Origin of the sequence: Myroides phaeus, from assembly GCF_009799805.1 — a bacterium.
Taxonomy (GTDB): Bacteria; Bacteroidota; Bacteroidia; order Flavobacteriales; family Flavobacteriaceae; genus Flavobacterium; species Flavobacterium phaeum_A.
This window is the reverse complement of the sequence record NZ_CP047050.1, coordinates 2276914-2296779: the sequence shown is the minus strand read 5'-3', so window position 1 is coordinate 2296779 and position 19866 is coordinate 2276914. Positions and strand designations below refer to the sequence as shown.

Sequence of the window (19866 nt, the reverse complement as noted above, 5' to 3'; positions counted from 1 at the left end):
CATAGTTTGAAAGAAAAAAAATACATATTTGAGCTTGATATCACCAAATCAATGTGGGGAATTGGTGAGCCTGGATCAATCAATATTTTCGATCAAGTAAGAACTCAATTAATTAAAGCAATTGAAAATATAGATGATCCTTCTGCTGAAATTGTTCTTGTGACTTGGCAAGACCAAATTATTAGTACGTGGAAAGAATCTGCTAACTCTGTTGGTAAAGAACGTTTAGTAGAACAACTAAAAAAAATCACTGTTAAATCTGTACCTGGTCAAAATACCAATATCTATAATGCCTGGGTTGAAGCTAAAAAACACGTAAACCCTTCTAAAATTAATATTGTATATCTATTAACTGATGGTAGGCATAGTGTTCCCAATCCTCCTATTTCTAAATTGTATAATGAAATTCCTAAATGGGCTTCATTCTCTGCTGAAAAGGATGCCTATATGTTTTTAGTTGAACTTACTTCACAAGCTATTGACAATAAAATGCGTTCACTTGTTGAGGCAACTGATAAAGTGGAGTTTATTCATGGTATTGAGTTCTATACGCTATTTGTAAATAACACTTCCCCTATTATCAATATTGATGAGAAGCTTGAATTCACACTTAATATCAATAAACAAAATTTACCTGAAAAGTATAATGATATTAAAATAGGCTTACAGTTGAATAGTGATCTATTTGAAATCGTAAATTCGTCTATTACATTAGAGCAAACTCCTACTGCTATAAAACTACGTTTGAAAAAATCGTTAGAGGAGGTTAAAGCTTCTTTATCAGAGTCTTCTATTCTACCAATTACTATTATTTTTGATGACTCTAAATACAAACATATTAAGCTTATCAATAAAGATATCAATTGTAAAATTATAAATAAGAAAGAGAAGGTATTCTATTTCAATGAACTTTAATGAATCATTTCATTCTAATAAATTCAATAATGCCCTAAAAGTATTTAACTTTTAGGGCATTATTTCTATATAAATTCTCCAAACCAACAAAACTCACAAATAGGAAATTAAACTTCCTACACTCCCCTTTACTTTGTAGTGTTCAATAGGCAGTGATTTATTCTTTAAATACATAGAGCTGACTACAACAAAAAATACAATCATTCATTTTAAATTCTAATATTATGGCAACGAAACCTATTTTAAGCAAGAACCCAACTAATCAAGATAGTATTCCAGAAGGAATTGGAGAGTTTGGATGGGATGTTACAAACCCAATTCCTACCGCTTCTGTAGCTCATAATCGTCTATACTTAAATGCATTAACAATGCCTAATGGAAATAAAGTACAATACACACGTATGGGAAGTGTAGGGGCAGAAAATATTCCTGATATTATTGATAAATACCAGATTTCTTGTGACTCTATTCTTGTCGGATATTTACACTTGTGTCCATATCACTTAAAGACATCTGAAAAGGCACCTAAAGACTTAAAGTTATCACATTTAGGTAAGGATATCTTGTTAGGTGTTGCTGTTGCTGATGCAATGGGTGCTCCTGTTGAGTTCTTTAAACCGACCTCAATCGACTTGAATGAAGTTCGTTCAAATTACGCGAGTGATCCTGATAGATTAACAGCATTTGGTGCCTGGCATAAACCTGTGGGTACGTTTACAGATGATTCGTCTATGACTTTTTGTTTGGCTGAATATTTAGCGAAAGGAAAGACTGATTTAAAAGATTTGATGCAGTTGTTTACAATGTGGGCCGATTCGGGATATTGGACTGCAGATGGAGAAACATTTGATATTGGAAATACTTGTTCTGCTGCTATTCATAATTTCTCTCTAAGCAATGATCCTACTACGTGTGGAATGGCTTCTGAAAAAGATAATGGCAATGGTTCGCTTATGCGTATTCTTCCTTTATTATTTCCTTTTAGACAGACAAAAGATAAAGATAAATACCAACTTGTTTCTGAGTTTAGTGGTCTTACTCACGCTCATAAAATATCGGTAGATTGTTGTTTTATCTACTTGTGGTTTGCTTCACTTTTAAATGATCGAAAGGATGTTACTGTTGCTTGGAATCAATTGCTAAAAACACTTCCTCCTCATATTTTAAACGATGAGCTTTATGCTAATTTGTTTAAAGGAGACATCACACAAGCGGATGCTTCTACATTTAATGCTAAAGGATATGTATTAGGTACATTGGAAATTGCTATCTATTGTTTATTAACTACTTCTTCGTATGAAGATGCTGTTATAAAGGCTATTTCTTATGGAAATGACACGGATACAAATGCTGCTGTAACGGGTGGTTTAGCAGCTATTATTTATGGTTATCAAACAATTCCGCAACATTGGTTAGCTCCATTAAAAAGAGTAAACAAAGTGGTTGAATTAGCCGAAAACCTTGAACTTGAATTTGAAAATGGATATGTTGATGCGACCTTTGACCCTATTGGCAAGTATACAGAGGAACAATTAATCGAAATTGTATGTAAGTTACAAGGTAAAGTTCCGAGTTATATTGATGATTATAAAAATAGAGATTTCTTAGACCCCGAATCAGACGATTTTCATAACTATTGGATAGATATTTATACGCATCTTGCCTTTGCTTATGGTGTCAAATATGGTTATATAGACTTTGATGCGTATTCACCCTCTTTCCAATTCATTTATTTTGGGGAAGATTTTAGCCATCCTATTGCTAAAGATAACTATGATTTTGATATTTATGGTTATTATAGAGAACTTGTACCAAATGGAGATTACTATATTCTAAATAACTTAGAGTTTTATCAACACGAAAATATTGAAGCTATCTTAGATTTTGTTTAATTCTTTCTTAAACAAGCTTATATAGTTTTACCAAAATACGCCCTTTTAAAAGGAGGTATTTGAAAACAAAAGAGGATGTCTTAAAAGTTCATCCTCTTTGCTTTTTGTTTTTATTTTTAATTAAAAGTATACTTTAACCCTACTTGTATTTGATATGGATTACCTGACTTGACAGGCGTCCCCTTTGTATTTACTCTGTAATTGAACTGTTCTAAAGCACTATCAAAACCAGGTAGTGCAGCCTGTGTATCCGTTTTTGGATTTCCTAATGCATATAAAGACTGTGTTCTCATAGACTTATTTATTCCCCAATCCTTATTTAATAAATTCGCAACATTAAAGATATCAGCAGATAACTCAAATTTATGCTTACCTTTAATTTTAAACGCTTTTGATACTCTTAAATCAAAAACACCATAAAACCCATTTTCCCCACCATTTCTGTCAGCTACAGAACCATAACTACTTTTAATATATCTTTTTAAACTATTGCTTACATTGGGATTATCTAAAATTGCTTGTAAACCATTTTTGATATATTCAGGAGTATCTGCACTATTAATATCAAACACATATGCTAAGTCATTAGAAACACTCACAAAATCTCCATTCGTATTTCCCCCAGATAATAAGCTATATCTTGTTCCTCCAATACCCGAAAATCTAACTCCTACATTTACACCATAGAAACTTGGGACATTTCCATAGACAACTACTTTGTGTCTAAATTGATTATTTGAATAAGACATTCTATTCAAGTCTCTTGGATCATCAACTACAGGAAGTCCTAAAGTAGCAGAGTTAGCCACATTTCCATTATAAGAAGTATTGTCTTTTGTTGAGTTCCAAGTATAGCTTACAGATATTTCTCCATCTTTGTAATAATTAAAACTTGAATCAAAAACTAAAGCATAGTTGTTAACCTTACCTTCACTCACTAATTCCAAAACTCTTCCTAACTTATCTGTTTTACGACCTGCCTTCCAATCAGATGCTCCATTTGCTAAAATAGAAGTACTTGGCACATACACTCCTCTATTTCCTTCATTTTTCAAAGTAAAATAGGGTGTATCTACCATATTTCTATCCTTGTAGAAATAGTTATTTCGTCCTAAGTTCATATAACCTGTTACTCCTACTCTAAACTTATTACTGAAAAAGTGCGTATAAGATATATTAGCTTTATAAACCACTGGTACTTTCGCATTCTTTCCTGTAAAATTAATAGTACTCAATTGGTGCTCTGGAAGTACAGGAATACTATTCTTATCCCTTCTGTAGTCGTTGAAATTAACTATAGGCAATGCATCACCCATAACATCAACAGTAGCCAACTTACTTCCATCAAAAGTCAAATTATTAATCAGTACATAATTATTAATATCAGAACCAAAAATTCCTCCACCAAGTCTTACAATATCTGTATTAGCTTCATTGATATTCCAATTAAACTGAACACGTGGTTGTATAATTAAAGAATTAAAACTATTATCCGTTTTTAATCCTAATTCATCATATACTGTTTGATTAAACTTAGCCTTTGGATAACTCGCATAGTCCATTCGCAAACCAACAGTAATATCTAAACCTGCTGCAAGATAAGTTTGCATCTGACCATAAAGTCCAATATTAAAAATATTACCCCTTACAGCCAAATCATCCACTAAAGGAACTTCTCTATAAAAACGATATGGCCGTAAATTGGTAAAATTATCTATTGATGTAGCTTCAATACTCGGATCTGTATTAAAGTGAAAACGTCCATTAACCTCACTACCATAAATAGACTTTGCATTAGTTTGCATTAAGTCAACCCCAAAAGTGTAATTAATTTTATCCGTCGTATAATACAAGTTATTTACTAATTGAAAAACATTATTGGTAAACTTCTCTTGTGCAAACCTATGACCTCCTATTTGAATATTAGCAGAACGCACACCATTGCCTATGTTAGACGTTACATTTTCTACTATTGCTCGAGGAATATTCCAGCTTGGTAAATCGTCTCCAGGGTAACTATCTTGAAAAGTATACAAATATTGTAGTTTTAATTCATTCGTTAGTTTAGGATTAATATTTGTTCGCAAAGTTGCCAATAAGCTATTGTCTAAACTTTTATCATTTGCATATGATTCATATAAATTAATTTGCGTATTATCTGCAAGTCCAAGCGGATTCCTATCACTTGTAAAATTGTTTCTAATCGTCAATAAATTATTCTCATTTATTTGCCAATCCAAGCGTAAAAAGGCAGCATCTGAGTTTCTTCGCTTATTAAAAGCTCCATACTGAGGCTTATTTGAAACTCCATATTTACTTCTTGCTATATTTACAAAATTGTCCAATGTTTCTCTGGTAACACCATATCGTTCTTCATCCTGAGGTCCTCTGATATCCGCAATGAATAACGAACGCGCATCTAATTGATGATCCCAAGCAATAAAATAGTGAAGTTTATCTTTAATAATTGGTCCTCCTAAAGAAACTCCGTACTGATAAGTAGCATAATCCGCATCTCCTCTCTTATTACCATTAACATCATAAGGACTTGATAACCAATCTGAACGCATGTAAGAAAACATTGATCCTGCCATTTCGTTGGTACCAGATTTTGTTACTGCACTTACTGTTCCTCCTCCACTGCGTCCCAAGGTAACATCATATTGATTTGTTACGACCTGAAACTCACGAACTGCCTCCATCGATATAGAATAAGGTGCTCCACTTCTACTTGTAGTTGAACCTCCTGAAGTTGGATTTTTTGCTGTTGTACCATCTATTGTAAAATCAATAGAAGATCCTAACTGACCTCCTATAGAGGCACCATTAGACAAAGGTGATAAATCAGTTAAATTAGAAAAGTTACGTCCATTAATAGGTAAGTTTTTAATAGTACTTGCAGAAAAAGCTGTTGATGCTCCTAAGGTTTCTTTTCTGTTTTTTAAACTAACCCCATTAATCAAGATCTCTTCTAATTTGTTTTCTTCTAATCCTAAAAATAAATCAACAAATATATTATCACCTTGATTTACATAATAACCAGATTTTTTAAATTCATTTTTATCAGAATCACTCACCACTATTATATATGGCCCACCTAATGGAATTTCTTTAAACACAAACTCCCCACTGTTATTTGTTTTGGTTCTTGTTGTAAAACCAGTAGAAGTATTCCTAATAAGTACTTCAGTACCTATTTGAACGGCATTGTTTTCGATAACAATTCCTTGAATAGATGCTTGAGTAGTTTGCGATAGTACTTGTACTCCAAAGAGTAAGGTACAAGCCATTGTAATCACTCGTAATTTTTTTCTCATGCTGTTATAGTTTTGATTAATATTATAAACTACCTCAAAACTACTCTCAACAGATTACCTCATTATTAACAATAGATTATGCTTATATTTTGTTAAGTAAACCAATATGTCTTTACTGTAACCTATTTGTTTTAAACAAACAACATATAACCGTAATTTCTAACAAACTAAACCTCATTCAACAACAACTTATTCATCTCGGTATCTAAAATTGCTGGCAACTCCCAATAAGCAATAAAATCCATAAACATCTGACGCCCTCTATCTTCTATCGTTGCCTTGGTCCACTCCTGATAATTCAGCAAGTCTAACTCCGAACTTGTCAATCGGTACTCGTGTTTTATGGCATTGCGCACTTTATTTTGAACATTTACAAAAGTATTCGCTTCTTGCTTGTTGTACGATAAGAACATATTCCCCACTGAGTAAGTGTACTTATTTCTGTTTAATTTCTGTTGACTATTGATATCTTTATACGTACTTCGCTCCATATAGTAATCTTCAGACGGATAAACCAGGTTAATACGCGGCTCTCCACTGCTCAACAGCGTTCCTTTATACTCTTCCAACGATTTTAAAAAATACTCTAAGCCTGTCCAGCTTTTAAAGCCTTCTCCTTTTTGAATGTGCTTGCTAACTTCACGCCACTTAAAGTGTTCTACACGCGACTCCATCAATGTCTCTAAAAGATAGGTATTGTCGTGTGCACGTCCTCGTAGATAGTAGTTGTTCACATCTCTAAACACGTCTTCTTGGTTTAGGTTGGAGTTGTTTCCTTGTAACAAAAAACACATAATATTGTGACGCTCAATGGCAAATAACAACCTCTCAATCGTAGCTATTTTCTGAGCTATTTCTATTTCTGTAGCCTTCTCTTTTTCTGGTAAATCGTGCATTAAAATTGCTAATACCAGATTCAACATATACTTACCATATCCACGCGGAAAATTGTTTAATCGTTGTATGCTACGTTGAATCTTTTCACTGACAATGTACTTGAAATCCTCATCACCATCTACGGCAAACGGATTATTGATAAAATACCACAGTACTACTGCCTTTCGCATACTTTCTAACCATTCGGTAAGCTCACTGTATTCGGCGTAATTCGTATCGCCTAACTCCTTCTCTAAATGGAAGTCTTGGGTAAATAGGTGTTTCTGGTACGATTTAAAATCGGTAGATACCATAGAAGTACGAGAGAAGTACAACAACCAAAACGCCTTTAAGAATGCGTCATCATCCATTGCTTGCTCAGGGTTTCTTCCCAACCATTTATAGACCTCCAGCCACGATTGGTTTACTTTTTTTCTACTTCTGTCAATCGTACCTTTGGTAGTCAATTGTTTAGACACAATGTACAACACACGGTTTTTTAATCGCTCTAAACTCGACAATTGTTTTCCTCTAAAGTTCAACGTTTCAAAGACCATCGACACGTCTAATGGACGCTCTTTAGACTCGCTTAAATTTAGAATTGAAAACAATAAATGCTTGGTTATTTTCTCTATCCACAGCACAATTTCTTGTTGTGGGAAATTTGCTACTTTCTGAGCAAAATACGTCTTAGCAAGGGTTAGGTTGTGCGTGTACAGCGTTTCTGTTTCCTCACGCATATAGGCCTCATCATTGAAGATTTCACGAATCAAATAGTTGTGTGAGGGTACGTCAACGTGGTATCCGAAAATATATCGGTTACTATTGTTTTCACGCACTTTGAAATAAGTACCAATTAACGCTTGTTTCATTGGGCCATCTTCTAAGACAACTGCTAACTCAGACAAGAGAATCAACAAAGTCGTTAAACGCTGTTGTCCATCAACAAGATTTACTCCATCATACGCCTTGTTGTTTACATACAACTTGTCGCCTCTCAAAGTAAATCCCTCTTTGCGAATACTCTCTTTGTCGTTTGCAGTAAAATCGGTTAATGTCAGAATACCAGTAAAGTGAAAAGCGTTTCTCAATTGATGGGTGTTAGAAAGGTCGTTCCACAACTCCTCTAACTCCTTCTTAGTCCACGAATACCCACGTTGGTAATCGGGAATACGGAATACTCTCTCTCTAAAAACCTCTTCAAATGTTACTATATTCATATTAACTATCTTTAATCCTCTTACTTACAATAGTACCTCTAACTATGATACTTCATAGGGTTGACTGCTGTAAGGGGGAGTAAAAATAAGACTATTCAAGGGAAAAATGAAATGTAAGACTAAGTAGTTAAAATGTATAATGCGTTAACTGTAAACTATCAATTTTTAAATAATTTTATTGTTATTAATAAGTACTTGCTTAGCGATAAACAATTACGATTTAACAATCATTTGTACTATTGCTTTTAGAACTTAAATACCTTGTATAAACACTACAAATCGTCATTTATACACTTATAAAATAATATATCTGTACAATTTGACTATTTCTTTTTCAACTTTCACTTAGTAAAAGAGCCCCCTTTTTCTCTATAATTTTATGACTATGAATAGTTTATTAAACAAAAACTTCATAATCACATATTGTATAGCAAACATCTTTATAATCAGCTAAACATTTTATATATTGCATCTCCTTATTTCGCCTTTTTTACAAGGATAAAAGCTACTTAATTAAATATTATTTCTCTTTTAGATTTGAAACAACTTTAAGTAGTTACACAATTTTATCACTATTTGTGCGTAATAGATAGTGATATATAAATATGAACCTTAAATAAGCATTTGTATAATAAAAGATTAAAACACATTTAAATGAGAAAAACAATCATGCTGGCCGTTTCCTTACTAACTTTTAATACAATTTGTCTTGCTCAAGATCAAACAAACTCTATTGATAGTCAGTTTACAACACTTGTAAATGAATCAAACAATTACCAAACGTATAAAATTGTTCCTAAGGTTAAATTGCAACAATTACAAACTAATGTAAATAATGCAATGAACAAGTTACAATCAGTAATTGACAATCATTCAGCTGCAACTCAAGCACAAACTGACTCATTAATCTCGATGTCTAATAAATTGGAAACTGCACAAGCTGATTTAGCTGTTGCGTTAGAACGTGAGAATAGCTTCCAAGTTTTAGGAATGTCAACGCAAAAATCGACATTTACTTCTATTGTTTGGACTATTATCGGGATACTAATTTTAGCTTTGGCTTTCTTTGTTTTTAGATTTAAAAAGAGTCACGCGGTTACTCGTGAGGCAAATTTAAGGTTAGCAGAAACAGAACAAGAATTAGAAGACCTGAGAAAATCATCTCTTGAACGTGAACAAAAAATTCGTCGTCAATTACAAGACGAAATCAACAAACACAAAAAAACAGTTTAATATAAACTGTTAAATGACACTTTTGAACATAACAAAATACCTTATACAAAAAAGACAGACATTGAATAATGTCTGTCTTTTTTTATGATTAATAAACTTACTAACTCAATTAATCTCTTTTTAATAATTTTGAATAGATTAAAGCTCCTACAATAGCTCCAGCAACTGGTGCTAAAATAAACAACCACAATTGTGATATATAATCTCCTCCTACAAATAATGCTTGTGAGATTGAACGTGCTGGGTTAACTGACGTGTTCGTAATCGGAATAGAAATTAAGTGAATTAACGTTAATGCTAAACCAATAGCAATTCCCCCAAACTTATTATTAGCTTTCTCATCCGTTGCCCCCATAATGATAATTAGGAAAAAAGCTGTTAAAACAAACTCAGCTACAAATGCTGACAATGCATCATACCCGTGTGGAGAAAGATGACCATAGCCATTTGCTGCAAAAGCCCCTGGCATAGTATTATCTATAACATTAGCATCTACTCCTTTGTAAATAACGTAAAGAACAGAAGCTGCAGCGACTCCTCCTAATACTTGTGATCCAATATAACCAAATAAATCTTTCGGAGAGAAACGTCCTCCTGCGTAAAGTCCGATTGAGACAGCAGGGTTGAAGTGTCCTCCTGAGATATGACCAACTGCATAGGCCATCGTTAATACAGTTAAACCAAAGGCTAATGCTACTCCAGCATAACCTATTCCTACTCCTGGTAATCCAGCAGCGAATAAAGCACTACCACATCCACCAAATACTAACCAAAATGTTCCAAAGAACTCTGCAAAATAATTTTTCATAGCGTTTTTAAAAATATTATACACTATTAAGAGCCCTTAATTCGCATTTAGTCACTATGTTTAACTTTTGACTTTTTAATCTATATTATTAATAGTTTTAAGACAATAACAAGCACCTTTTAGTATTTATTACTCGTTTTCAGCATTTTATTACTTAATAAACAAAACCTAAAAGTTTGAAGGCATAGTTCTTTTTATTCTCAAAACGTCATTTCCATTGTGTTTTTTATTTATTAGCTCCTCTTTATATTCCTATTTCAACTTACTAATTGCCAAATATTTCTTACTATTTGTAGTAAATAAAAAAGGTATTCCTTTTTGAGAAATACCTTTTTTACTTTCTATATTATTATACTTATGACTCTAATCGTACACAACTACCAGAAATAACTTTTAAACCATCTAATGTTTTTTTCCAGGTACGAATATATTTAAACATCCCTTCTATTGGCATATCCATAAAGCGACCTTTTGTTTGATAAACACTCATCACAATAGCACAGTCTCCAACTATATTAATATCTTTAAAGGTAACTTCCAATTCATCTACAATCATAGTACCTGAACGGTGTGAGGATAATTCCATTTCTTTAGTTATTGTCAAGCCATTAGGTGCAATAAACAGAAAATCATCGTGTATAAACTGATTCAATTCACTTAAATCGCGACTTTTAATTGCTTGGGCTAATTTCTCTTCTAACTCCTTTATATCTTGTTCTGTAATCTCCATAACTCATCTGTTTTCAGTTACCTTTAAAGTTACGAAGTATTACTCCATTTAGCCAATTATTCAACGTTTTTAACATCCAAATCTACATATTTCATCCCTATATGTAGCCTCTGTCTTTTACAAATCGTGTTCGTATTCGTCCATATTCCAAATGTCTATAAGTGCAATTAAACTGCCCATTATCCCCTCGTAATACTGTTGTTGTTTAAAGTTTGGAAAAGCAATATCTCTAAGAATATTGGCACATTTATCGTCAGTAAACACCTTGTTAATTTCATCACCTGTATGAATAGCTGCTCGTTTATTTTTTAAATCAACAATGATAGTAACACCATTGTGTTTCCCTGGCTTACCTACTTCCCAAGTATTACTCAATTCAATACAATATCTCTTAAAGTCACGCTCTATTGGTACTGATTCCAATAAAGCAATCACTATCTCGTTAGATGTTTGCTGCTCAAAAGCAGCAATATACTGCTCTATTTCCTTTGCTTGCTCAAGTGTCAGTACATTTGTATAATCACTAACACTCCCTAAAGATTTAGGAAAGTTATTTTGTTGAGCTACTGCAATATTTGTTGCTTGTTTATCCCCGACTTGCTTACAACTGTTAAAGGATAGACTTGCTAACAGCATAAATAATAGATATTTCTTTGCCATTAATGGTGATTTTATATGCTAACTTACAACTATTATAAATAACAATTTAGTTATTTATAATTTAATCTACTGTTTTTAAGCACTTTGCACTTATCAAAAGTAAATTACAACCAATCTCTCTTTTCTTTTATAACACAAACCATTGTTAATTAACACATTAACTCACTTTTTTTTGTAACTTGTACCTATGTTTCTTTGATATAGCCTTACAACCACTATGTTATAAAACTAAAAAACCACATTCAATTATGAAAAAAGCCAATCTACAAGTACTCCACTCTTTCTTGTCGCCACTGGAGTACACAGCCATTTTATCTGATACGAGAGAAACTATTGAAGACTGCTCTTTCATAGATTTCTTATTGGCACAAAACATCATTTTAAAGGTAGATAAAAACAGCCAACACTTGGATATTGACATCTTAAACTTTATTATGAAACGTCTTGATTGCAGAGGAAAGGCATTGGATATTGACCCTAAAAAACTACACAAAAAAGTAATTACAGCAATTCGAAAGGAAAAAATCACAAAAGAAGAGGCTATTCCTTACATCATCAAAAACATCAAAAAGAAATTAGACAAGGATTACTTGATTTGTAGACTTGAACGTTTTGATGATGACGAGCTATACTTAGGCGTACTAAAGAAAAAAGAGTATAAAAAACTGGGGAAAATTGAACTTACGTACGGAGAGTTTTTCAAATATGGGAAACAGAAGTCAGAGGATAATGACGTTAGCGTTGAGTAAACTAAATAAAAAAAGAGAGGAACGCAGGTTCCTCTCTTTTGTATTAATATGTATCATCTATTCCTCCTACATCGGTGATTTCTCCATTTGTGAATCTAAACTCTAAGCCGTGTTCATTATCTAAAGCATATCTTATAAGCAATATGATAACTCCTCCTGCTAAAAAGCGGATATGCAACAATTCTTTGATATATGGATTGTGTTTTTCTACCGCATCAATTCCTAAAGGGGCTTCTCCTGATTCTGCCTCGTCTTCATAATAATGAGCATAATAAGCACAATAATACTCGTATGCTCTCTCTTGTATCGCTTTTAAATACAGATCTATGTTTGCAATAAACAACTGATGTGTTTGAGCCATTTCAGTCAATTCAGCTTCTGTTGGTGGCGAATCTACTTCTTCTCCTTCATCGTCGTATGCTGGACCTAAAAACACGGTTACTTCTTCTGAAAAGCTTGGGTGTGAAAACAAAACAGATGCTGAATACCCAGCCCAATCTTGTTCTATTGTCTTAAAATATGTATGTTCTACCATCTTCAAATTATGTTTTCTTATTTGTTGTGTTCAATCCACAATAATCTACTTGTATCATACCCCGCACGTTCAGCTATTTTGAGATATTCTTCTTTGATTGCATCAGGCATTGTCTTTGCACGTGATAAAATCCATAAATAATCTAAGTCTTTCCCTCCTATCAATGCAAACTGATAGTTCTCATCCAACGCTAAAATGTTGTAACCTGAGTAAAAAGGACCAAAAAAAGACACTTTTAATTGTCCAATGTTTTCTTCTCTAACAAACTTTGCCTTTCCTTCTGCTACTTTCCACTCTTCTGTAAAAGGATTATATCCCTTATTTACAACGCGTATTGATCCATCTTCATTTAAACTATAACTCGCCGTTGTATTATTCAAGTCTTTTTCAAACTTAAAGTCAAAGCGAGCTATTTCATACCAATTTCCCAAATAACGCTTAACCTCAAAGTTTTCAATTGCTTGGGCTTGCTCTGCTTTTTGTTGACACGAACTAAAAAACAATATAACTGCACTAAAAACTAATAATAACCTTAAATGTACTTTTCTCATAATGTCTAATTGTCAAATGAACTGATCTATTCTTATTTAACGTTTTATCCGTAGTGGTTTACAAGTAACACGCCATTGTTCTGTTTGTCGTAATACAAAAAATTGTCGTTACCATCTGTAAAAAACTCACCCCCTATTGTGTAACCAATGGCTTCAAACTGACCACTTGCCATAGCATCACAATGCGTGTCAAGTCCTTCTAAATCTGTGTACACATAATCGCTTTCATCTGCCTTACCCCAACCGTCAATGACTTGTCTAAAACGACCAAACTTCCCACTGCGTTGATAGTCTGCTTTATTGATAGAATACTCGTAAAACGTTTGCAGGTAATAATCTACATCAAAGTCCCCAACGTTTATATCACACAACTTCGGCAATATTTCATCTATGTAATCTCCTGTTTTCTTCTTGCTGTTTAAATACGTAATGCCATTAGCAGTAAAGTCGGATGCAATAATCGGATACACTTGCTTTGCTACTTCATATCCCTTATAAACAGTAGTTTTACCAGCAAATACGTACTTGCCATCTTGTAGGGAAAATCGGGTAAACTGTCTGTTATTTTCTTGTGAATCCACCTCCTCATCAATCCACATTCCGTTGTGAGATACAAAGTGCAACTGCTCATTTGACGCAGTGGTGATTGTACACAAGGGATAAAAAACTCCCTCTAATTCACTCGTAGCAAATACTTCTGAATAAGTGGGATATAGCGTTATTTCAAGCATTGTTTTTCCTTTTGATTAATTGCAAATATATAATCTTAGCCTAAAAACAGACTATCATCGCTTATTTTTATTTTAAAAATGTGATACGTAAGAAGTGATCTATGATGAGTGAACTGTAACGAGTAAAACAAATGTCGATGTACGTACAAAAAACAACTGCTCTATCTTTGCAGAATTACCATAGAAAAACCACAGAAATAGTCTAATTTTGCAGCAAATAGTAAAATAATGAGAGACGCAAAGGCAACTAAAAAGAAATTACACGAACGAAATAAACACCAAGAGCTTTACAACTTTGACAAGCTAAAAAGCTATGTTCCTGAATTAGAGGCTTTCGTTATTAAAAACCCGTCAGGGGTTGATACTATTGATTTTGCTAATCCGGAGGCAGTGCGCTTGTTAAACAAAGCAATCTTAATGAAGGATTACAAGATAAAGTTTTGGGATATGCCTAAAACAAACCTATGTCCCCCTATTCCAGGGCGTGCTGACTATATTCACTATATCGCTGATCTGTTGGCAGAAGGGAATAATATGCAGATTCCGACCGGAAAAGCAGTGAAGATTTTAGACTTAGGAATTGGTGCTAATGCTATTTACCCAATTATTGGAGTAGCTGAATATGGCTGGCAATTCGTAGCTTCTGAATCTGAGAAACAGTCGATTGATACTGCTTTGCATATTATAGACAACAATCCTCATTTGAAAAAAAGCGTAAACATTCGCTTCCAACCGAGCAAACGCAACATCTTGAAAAACATTATTCAAGAGAAAGAGTACTTTGATGTGGTAATTTGTAACCCTCCGTTCTTTAAATCGCGTGAAGAGGTTATGGCTAAGACTACTCAGAAACTAAAAAATATTGGTAAAGAAGTTATCGGGCGACCTGTTCAGAACTTCAGCGGACAAAACAATGAATTATGGTGTGACGGTGGTGAAAAAGCGTTTATAACAAACTACATTTACGAGAGTAAACATTTTAAACGACAAGCTGTTTGGTTTACAACATTGGTGTCTAATAAAGATCACTTAAAACCATTGCAAAATCTATTGAAAAAGGCAGAAGCTAAAGAGGTTCGCGTAATTACAATGGAACAAGGAAATAAAGTTAGCCGTATCTTGGCTTGGAAATACTAAAATATAAAAGCTCATTTGTTAGTTCAAATGAGCTTTTTTTATGGTTTATTATATCAGCATATAACACCTTTTATCGCACGTGTAAACGTGAAGCCAATGACAATAATATACATCTAATGTTATATGCTCATTACGCTTTGTTTTTATACATTCTTCAACAGTACTCTACAGCAAGCTAAGTAGCTTCATTCTTGCTAAATCTTAAACCTATCAATTCTCCTTACATCACAAGCTAATACACAGAACATCGCTAAGTAAGAACAAAAAAAAGACGCTATACAGCGCCTTTATTCAAACAAAAAGCTGTGAGAATCTCACAGCTTTTATTGTCTATATATCTTACCAGAATCCTAAGAATTTCCACCAAGCTCCACCGATAATAATCCAGATTAGCAAGTTGACAACACTCATAACAAATCCTGTTTTCCACCACTCACCCAGTGTAGTATATCCTGATCCAAAGATAATTGGAGCAGTACCTGTTCCGTAGTGAGTTAATGACATCATTAAAGATGAAGAGAAACCTAATGCTAATGCTAATAACATTGGAGGTGCTCCTAATGCGATACCTGCTGCGAAAAACGCTCCAAACATCGCAGTAATGTGTGCTGTTGTACTTGCAAAGAAGTAGTGTGAGTACACATAAACTAATAACAAGATAATCACACCTACAATCCAGCTTACTCCTAAGTGGTCAATACCTGTTCCAACTGTTGTTGCTAACCAAGATACCAATCCTAATTTACCTAAGAAACTCGCCATCATTACTAAAGCAGCAAACCATACTACTGTATCCCAAGCTCCTTTGTTTTTCAAGATATCATCCCAACTTAACACTCCTGATATGATTAAAATCGCTAATCCCACAAAAGCTGCTGTAGTTGGTTGTATCACAAAGGCACTACCGAATATCATCGCTGGTACACCTGCCCACATAATTAACAACAAGATGAATACACTTAATGTAATTTTCTCAGCTAATGAAAAAGGACCTAAATCTTTAATCTGTGCTTTTGCAAACTCAGGTGCATCTGGTGTCTTTTTAATTTCTGGTGGGTAAAGGAAAAAGATAACCAACGGCATCACGATTAATGAAACAATTGCTGGTACAAACGCTGCAGCTGCCCAAGTCATCCATGAAATGTGTTGATTAGGAGATGTTCCTTCATAAATCAAACTTACAATTAACGGGTTTGGTGCTGTTGCTGTAATAAACATCGCTGATGTAATTGGGTTAGTGTTGTAGTTTACTAACGCTAAATACCTACCGATTTTCTCTGTAGAACCACGCTCTGGTTTAGAACCAAAACTTGAGGCAATCGAACGCATAATAGGGTGAATAATTCCTCCTCCACGCGCTGTGTTACTTGGTGTTACAGGAGCTAAGATAGTCTCTGCAAAAGCCATTGAATAGGCAATACCTAATGTCTTTTTACCAAATAATGATATTAAAAAATAACCAATACGTGCTCCTAATCCTGTTTTACTCAAACTGATGGAAATCATAATTGATATACCAATTAACCAAATAAGGTCGTTTGAGAAACCACTCAAAGCATCTGCTAACGCTGCTTTTGAGTTACCCGGATTAGTAACTCCTGTTATGGCTACTAATGCTATAGCTACAATGGATACCCCTCCAATAGGTAGGGCTTTTCCAATAATTGCTGCAATTGTTCCTACGAATAATGCTAACAAATGCCACGCATTTGGACTTACTCCTTCAGGAACTGGAACTAAAAACCAAATAATTAATGTTAACGCGACAGCGACTAACGCTGGTACTGGTTTAATGGGGTCTAATTTACTTGCCATCTTACTCTCAATTTTTGTCTTATATACAATCTTTAAATAGAAAGAAACAGTTGTTTATGTTAAACAACAAGAATCTAATTAACCAAAACATTGCATTAAACAACAATCGCATTTCAGAGGAAATGGAGACACCTTATACGTACTCTTTTGCTAACAAAGGTTGTACTAAAGGCAATAGGGACTTTATGAAGTCTTAATCACAAATAGGCTTTGGCAATAGGTTCTTACTTCTATCTTTTACCTTTTTTTCATTATATAGCAACAAACAAGCCAAACATATTTATCCTTAACAGATTTTTATATTTTTTTTATTTATTAGCCTAAAATAATTGAATCACAGCTCAAAAAAAAGCTGATATAAAGCCTTTTTTGACCGTAATTACTCAAATGAGTTTGATGTAAAAAACAGAAATAATTCTATGCAAAAACATTAAAGATTATAATTTTCAATACACTGAAAAACAAACATTTAAAACCAAACCCATCCCTAATTATTTCATTATTAAAATTACAAAAAAACAATCAAACCAAGGGTACAATATGCGAAAAATATCATATCTCAAATAAAAAAATAAACTAAATTGAAAATTATAAGAAAAACACTTGTTTTTAACTACCTTGCTTCTAAAGCCTTATAAACAAAATAGAAGTTAAAGGTATTATTTAGAATTGTTGTTTTTTTACATTTATTACCTTTTTTTACACTAAAATGGCCCTGTTTTATGGTTTTTTAAGCCCATTATGACGTATAATGGCATAAAAAAGACTATTCAAAAATCGTATTTCTGCGTAAACACAAGGCTACACGCTAATTTTTCTCTCAAATAGCATCTAACCCACTTCCTTTATTTGTACTCACAAAGACATATAAACACAAACACCCTTGTAAAATTACAAGGGTGTTTGTGTTTATAAAACGTATGTTCAGGAGTAAATATCTCCTATGAAATCATATTTTGACTAAAGTCAAACTCTCGTTCAACACTTTTAACCATTCGTCACGATCGTTTACTACAAACTTAAACTCATGACCATTTATTGTACGTACCAATAAACTATTATTTATAATGAGCATTGTCTTTTGTTTTTCGATACTTTCAATTCTATCTAAAGTCAGTTTAATAGTTCCTGTTTTTAAATTCTCTTGAAATGATTTAAAAACAAGCTGTTTATTGGTTAAAAACAACTTCCCGTTTAAATTACGAAACAAATTAGCAACTCCATAGGCTATTAGCTCTTCTCCTTCTTCTAAATCAAGTTCTATTTCTTTGTCAACCTTTTTAGAAAACTTATTCATTGTAAAATCAAATAATAGAAACCAAAAAATACCAAAAGACACGGATTGTATGGCATAAGACCTAAATGTACCTAATTCATCAAAAATTAAATCTATAACCACTAATGCTATAGCATAAGCCACTATAGTTATAACAATAGAAATAGCCTTTGCCAGTAGACTTACCTCAATCTTATCTTTTCCAATCTTCATCTTGTTGTGCTTTAGATTTCTTTAACAAATATAAAGAAATACAACTATTTAATTTATAATAAAATAGCAAAAAAGAAAAGGGGTATCCGACATTTCGAACACCCCTTCTCAAACTTAAAAAACTCAACGTTTTCGGTGGTTTAAGATATAACCACCGTGATATTTTATACTACAATCAGTAGTCCTTGTTTTATAATTTACTCTATTTCTTGAAAAATTGACGCATTATAAATGTCGTCTAATCCATAAAACAGAACTTCTTTATACTGTAAAGTTGGTCGAATCACTGTCGAATCCAGCGCTTTATTAATACTCATAGCAACTAATTCTGAACAATACAACTTATCGTCATTCGCACTATCAAATTCTAAATCAAACGCTACTTTAGCTTTGTAATACGCTGTAGCTTGACTAACCACTGCTTGTTGTTGTGAAGCGGATAGCATATTCGCATAAAAAGCATACGTATCTATATCCTTTAAAAATGTCGAAATCGGCTCTCTCAATACTTCCCCTTGACCAGTGAGTTCACTTGCTTCAATATGAATAACAAATAAACTATCTCCTACTTTATCAATCAACCCAATGTGAGAATACTTTTTCTCGTGTGAACCAAGTTTCCTAAAAAAACCGGAAAAATACCCATTGCCTTGACGAACAACAACATCTCCTTTATTCAAAGTGGCTGGTAGTCGTAAACCATCATCTACTTTCTTAGGTGAAGTGCATCCTATGAAAAGCACGATAAAAAGCAAATAAAGCCCTTTTAAGCGATTTATTTCTTGCTGTCGATATGTACCAACCATTTACCATCAATCTTCACTACTTGCATCTCCTCTTCTTTCCCTTCTTGGTTTTTAAATTTTACCCACGCCTTGTTATCAACGATAGAATCTTTTATAAACTCAAATTTATAGTTAGGCTCAATAGGCGTCCCTCCTACTGAAGCTGCAAAGTCAACTAATTTCCCTGTTGATTCTGTAGCGTATTTCTTAGCTTCATCCACTTTCCCTTTAGCCATATTCTCAGTAAAACTCTGCACCGTATTTTTTGGTCCATTTGAACACGACACAAATAATAGTGCTGCTCCTGCAATTGCAATTAATTTTTTCATCTTAGCATTTTTTAAAATCTCTTTAAAGATATAATTTTTTGTTAAAACAATAAAACAGAAAAAGCCATCTTTTCAGATAGCTCTTCCTTAACAC

The 19866-nt window shown here is 33.4% G+C and carries 18 protein-coding genes; 6 read left to right on the top strand and 12 right to left on the bottom strand.

Annotation, left to right across the window (positions count from 1 at the left end):
- Nucleotides 1–6 precede the first annotated feature (6 nt).
- Entirely contained in the window at nucleotides 7–915 is a 909-nt protein-coding gene (locus tag GQS07_RS10270) for a hypothetical protein (RefSeq protein WP_158210719.1), read from the top strand.
- A gap of 224 nt (nucleotides 916–1139) precedes the next feature.
- Complete coding sequence (locus tag GQS07_RS10265; RefSeq protein ID WP_233269266.1) at nucleotides 1140–2807, top strand: ADP-ribosylglycohydrolase family protein; 1668 nt, start codon at nucleotides 1140–1142, stop codon at nucleotides 2805–2807.
- 116 nt (nucleotides 2808–2923) lie between these two features.
- On the opposite strand, the gene GQS07_RS10260 is transcribed toward GQS07_RS10265, so the two are convergent.
- Nucleotides 2924–6124 carry a TonB-dependent receptor gene (locus tag GQS07_RS10260; protein WP_158210718.1) on the bottom strand — a complete coding sequence of 1067 codons (3201 nt, stop codon included), beginning with the start codon at nucleotides 6122–6124 and terminating at the stop codon, nucleotides 2924–2926.
- 167 nt (nucleotides 6125–6291) lie between these two features.
- Nucleotides 6292–8220, bottom strand: coding sequence for a DUF262 domain-containing protein (locus GQS07_RS10255; protein ID WP_158210717.1), 1929 nt, complete (start codon nucleotides 8218–8220; stop codon nucleotides 6292–6294).
- Nucleotides 8221–8874: 654 nt separating this feature from the next.
- On the opposite strand from GQS07_RS10255, the gene GQS07_RS10250 reads away from it, so the two are divergent.
- The gene (locus tag GQS07_RS10250; protein ID WP_158210716.1) at nucleotides 8875–9453 is read left to right on the top strand and encodes an LPXTG cell wall anchor domain-containing protein; all 579 of its coding nucleotides are present in this window, start codon (nucleotides 8875–8877) and stop codon (nucleotides 9451–9453) included.
- A gap of 109 nt (nucleotides 9454–9562) precedes the next feature.
- Here GQS07_RS10250 and aqpZ read toward each other — a convergent pair whose 3' ends face one another.
- The 3 genes from aqpZ to GQS07_RS10235 all read right to left on the bottom strand — a co-directional run bounded on the left by aqpZ (nucleotide 9563) and on the right by GQS07_RS10235 (nucleotide 11651).
- On the bottom strand, nucleotides 9563–10261 hold the full coding sequence (aqpZ, locus tag GQS07_RS10245) for an aquaporin Z (protein WP_158210715.1): 699 nt from the start codon (nucleotides 10259–10261) through the stop codon (nucleotides 9563–9565).
- 355 nt (nucleotides 10262–10616) lie between these two features.
- Nucleotides 10617–10991, bottom strand: coding sequence for a nuclear transport factor 2 family protein (locus GQS07_RS10240; RefSeq protein WP_158210714.1), 375 nt, complete (start codon nucleotides 10989–10991; stop codon nucleotides 10617–10619).
- A gap of 117 nt (nucleotides 10992–11108) precedes the next feature.
- The gene (locus GQS07_RS10235) at nucleotides 11109–11651 is read right to left on the bottom strand and encodes a TPM domain-containing protein (protein WP_158210713.1); all 543 of its coding nucleotides are present in this window, start codon (nucleotides 11649–11651) and stop codon (nucleotides 11109–11111) included.
- Nucleotides 11652–11899: 248 nt separating this feature from the next.
- On the opposite strand from GQS07_RS10235, the gene GQS07_RS10230 reads away from it, so the two are divergent.
- Complete coding sequence (locus GQS07_RS10230; RefSeq protein WP_158210712.1) at nucleotides 11900–12400, top strand: hypothetical protein; 501 nt, start codon at nucleotides 11900–11902, stop codon at nucleotides 12398–12400.
- A gap of 43 nt (nucleotides 12401–12443) precedes the next feature.
- On the opposite strand, the gene GQS07_RS10225 is transcribed toward GQS07_RS10230, so the two are convergent.
- From GQS07_RS10225 to GQS07_RS10215, 3 genes are read right to left on the bottom strand one after another with little or no spacing between them, the layout of a single operon-like run.
- Complete coding sequence (locus tag GQS07_RS10225; protein ID WP_158210711.1) at nucleotides 12444–12935, bottom strand: DUF6985 domain-containing protein; 492 nt, start codon at nucleotides 12933–12935, stop codon at nucleotides 12444–12446.
- A 17-nt stretch (nucleotides 12936–12952) separates the two neighbouring features.
- Nucleotides 12953–13486 carry a lipocalin family protein gene (locus GQS07_RS10220; RefSeq protein ID WP_158210710.1) on the bottom strand — a complete coding sequence of 178 codons (534 nt, stop codon included), beginning with the start codon at nucleotides 13484–13486 and terminating at the stop codon, nucleotides 12953–12955.
- A gap of 44 nt (nucleotides 13487–13530) precedes the next feature.
- On the bottom strand, nucleotides 13531–14217 hold the full coding sequence (locus GQS07_RS10215; protein WP_158210709.1) for a hypothetical protein: 687 nt from the start codon (nucleotides 14215–14217) through the stop codon (nucleotides 13531–13533).
- 228 nt (nucleotides 14218–14445) lie between these two features.
- Between GQS07_RS10215 and rlmF the strand changes: the two genes are divergently transcribed.
- Nucleotides 14446–15354, top strand: a complete 909-nt coding sequence (gene rlmF / locus GQS07_RS10210; RefSeq protein WP_158210708.1) for a 23S rRNA (adenine(1618)-N(6))-methyltransferase RlmF — start codon at nucleotides 14446–14448, stop codon at nucleotides 15352–15354.
- A 339-nt stretch (nucleotides 15355–15693) separates the two neighbouring features.
- Here the strand turns inward: rlmF and GQS07_RS10205 are convergent, their stop codons facing one another.
- A complete protein-coding gene (locus tag GQS07_RS10205) occupies nucleotides 15694–17169 on the bottom strand; it encodes an anion permease (RefSeq protein ID WP_158210707.1) in 1476 nt (491 codons plus the stop codon).
- A gap of 56 nt (nucleotides 17170–17225) precedes the next feature.
- On the opposite strand from GQS07_RS10205, the gene GQS07_RS10200 reads away from it, so the two are divergent.
- Nucleotides 17226–17366, top strand: a complete 141-nt coding sequence (locus tag GQS07_RS10200; protein WP_158210706.1) for a hypothetical protein — start codon at nucleotides 17226–17228, stop codon at nucleotides 17364–17366.
- 752 nt (nucleotides 17367–18118) lie between these two features.
- Here the strand turns inward: GQS07_RS10200 and GQS07_RS10195 are convergent.
- The 3 genes from GQS07_RS10195 to GQS07_RS10185 all read right to left on the bottom strand — a co-directional run bounded on the left by GQS07_RS10195 (nucleotide 18119) and on the right by GQS07_RS10185 (nucleotide 19772).
- Nucleotides 18119–18658 carry a GRAM domain-containing protein gene (locus GQS07_RS10195; protein WP_158210705.1) on the bottom strand — a complete coding sequence of 180 codons (540 nt, stop codon included), beginning with the start codon at nucleotides 18656–18658 and terminating at the stop codon, nucleotides 18119–18121.
- A gap of 197 nt (nucleotides 18659–18855) precedes the next feature.
- Nucleotides 18856–19464, bottom strand: coding sequence for a YiiX/YebB-like N1pC/P60 family cysteine hydrolase (locus tag GQS07_RS10190; RefSeq protein WP_158210704.1), 609 nt, complete (start codon nucleotides 19462–19464; stop codon nucleotides 18856–18858).
- Nucleotides 19434–19772 (bottom strand): DUF4878 domain-containing protein, encoded by a 339-nt coding sequence (locus GQS07_RS10185; protein WP_158210703.1) that lies wholly within the window; start codon nucleotides 19770–19772, stop codon nucleotides 19434–19436. Before GQS07_RS10185 ends, GQS07_RS10190 begins: the two co-directional genes overlap by 31 nt.
- Nucleotides 19773–19866 lie beyond the last annotated feature (94 nt).

Coding starts and splice junctions, on each gene's coding strand:
- GQS07_RS10265 (WP_233269266.1), top strand. CDS start 1,140: ATGGCAACGAAACCTATTTTAAGCAAGAACCCAACTAATCAAGATAGT.
- GQS07_RS10240 (WP_158210714.1), bottom strand. CDS start 10,991: ATGGAGATTACAGAACAAGATATAAAGGAGTTAGAAGAGAAATTAGCC.
- aqpZ (WP_158210715.1), bottom strand. CDS start 10,261: ATGAAAAATTATTTTGCAGAGTTCTTTGGAACATTTTGGTTAGTATTT.
- GQS07_RS10200 (WP_158210706.1), top strand. CDS start 17,226: ATGTTAAACAACAAGAATCTAATTAACCAAAACATTGCATTAAACAAC.
- GQS07_RS10195 (WP_158210705.1), bottom strand. CDS start 18,658: ATGAAGATTGGAAAAGATAAGATTGAGGTAAGTCTACTGGCAAAGGCT.
- GQS07_RS10185 (WP_158210703.1), bottom strand. CDS start 19,772: ATGAAAAAATTAATTGCAATTGCAGGAGCAGCACTATTATTTGTGTCG.
- GQS07_RS10260 (WP_158210718.1), bottom strand. CDS start 6,124: ATGAGAAAAAAATTACGAGTGATTACAATGGCTTGTACCTTACTCTTT.
- GQS07_RS10255 (WP_158210717.1), bottom strand. CDS start 8,220: ATGAATATAGTAACATTTGAAGAGGTTTTTAGAGAGAGAGTATTCCGT.
- GQS07_RS10215 (WP_158210709.1), bottom strand. CDS start 14,217: ATGCTTGAAATAACGCTATATCCCACTTATTCAGAAGTATTTGCTACG.
- rlmF (WP_158210708.1), top strand. CDS start 14,446: ATGAGAGACGCAAAGGCAACTAAAAAGAAATTACACGAACGAAATAAA.
- GQS07_RS10190 (WP_158210704.1), bottom strand. CDS start 19,464: ATGGTTGGTACATATCGACAGCAAGAAATAAATCGCTTAAAAGGGCTT.
- GQS07_RS10225 (WP_158210711.1), bottom strand. CDS start 12,935: ATGGTAGAACATACATATTTTAAGACAATAGAACAAGATTGGGCTGGG.
- GQS07_RS10230 (WP_158210712.1), top strand. CDS start 11,900: ATGAAAAAAGCCAATCTACAAGTACTCCACTCTTTCTTGTCGCCACTG.
- GQS07_RS10220 (WP_158210710.1), bottom strand. CDS start 13,486: ATGAGAAAAGTACATTTAAGGTTATTATTAGTTTTTAGTGCAGTTATA.
- GQS07_RS10205 (WP_158210707.1), bottom strand. CDS start 17,169: ATGGCAAGTAAATTAGACCCCATTAAACCAGTACCAGCGTTAGTCGCT.
- GQS07_RS10235 (WP_158210713.1), bottom strand. CDS start 11,651: ATGGCAAAGAAATATCTATTATTTATGCTGTTAGCAAGTCTATCCTTT.
- GQS07_RS10250 (WP_158210716.1), top strand. CDS start 8,875: ATGAGAAAAACAATCATGCTGGCCGTTTCCTTACTAACTTTTAATACA.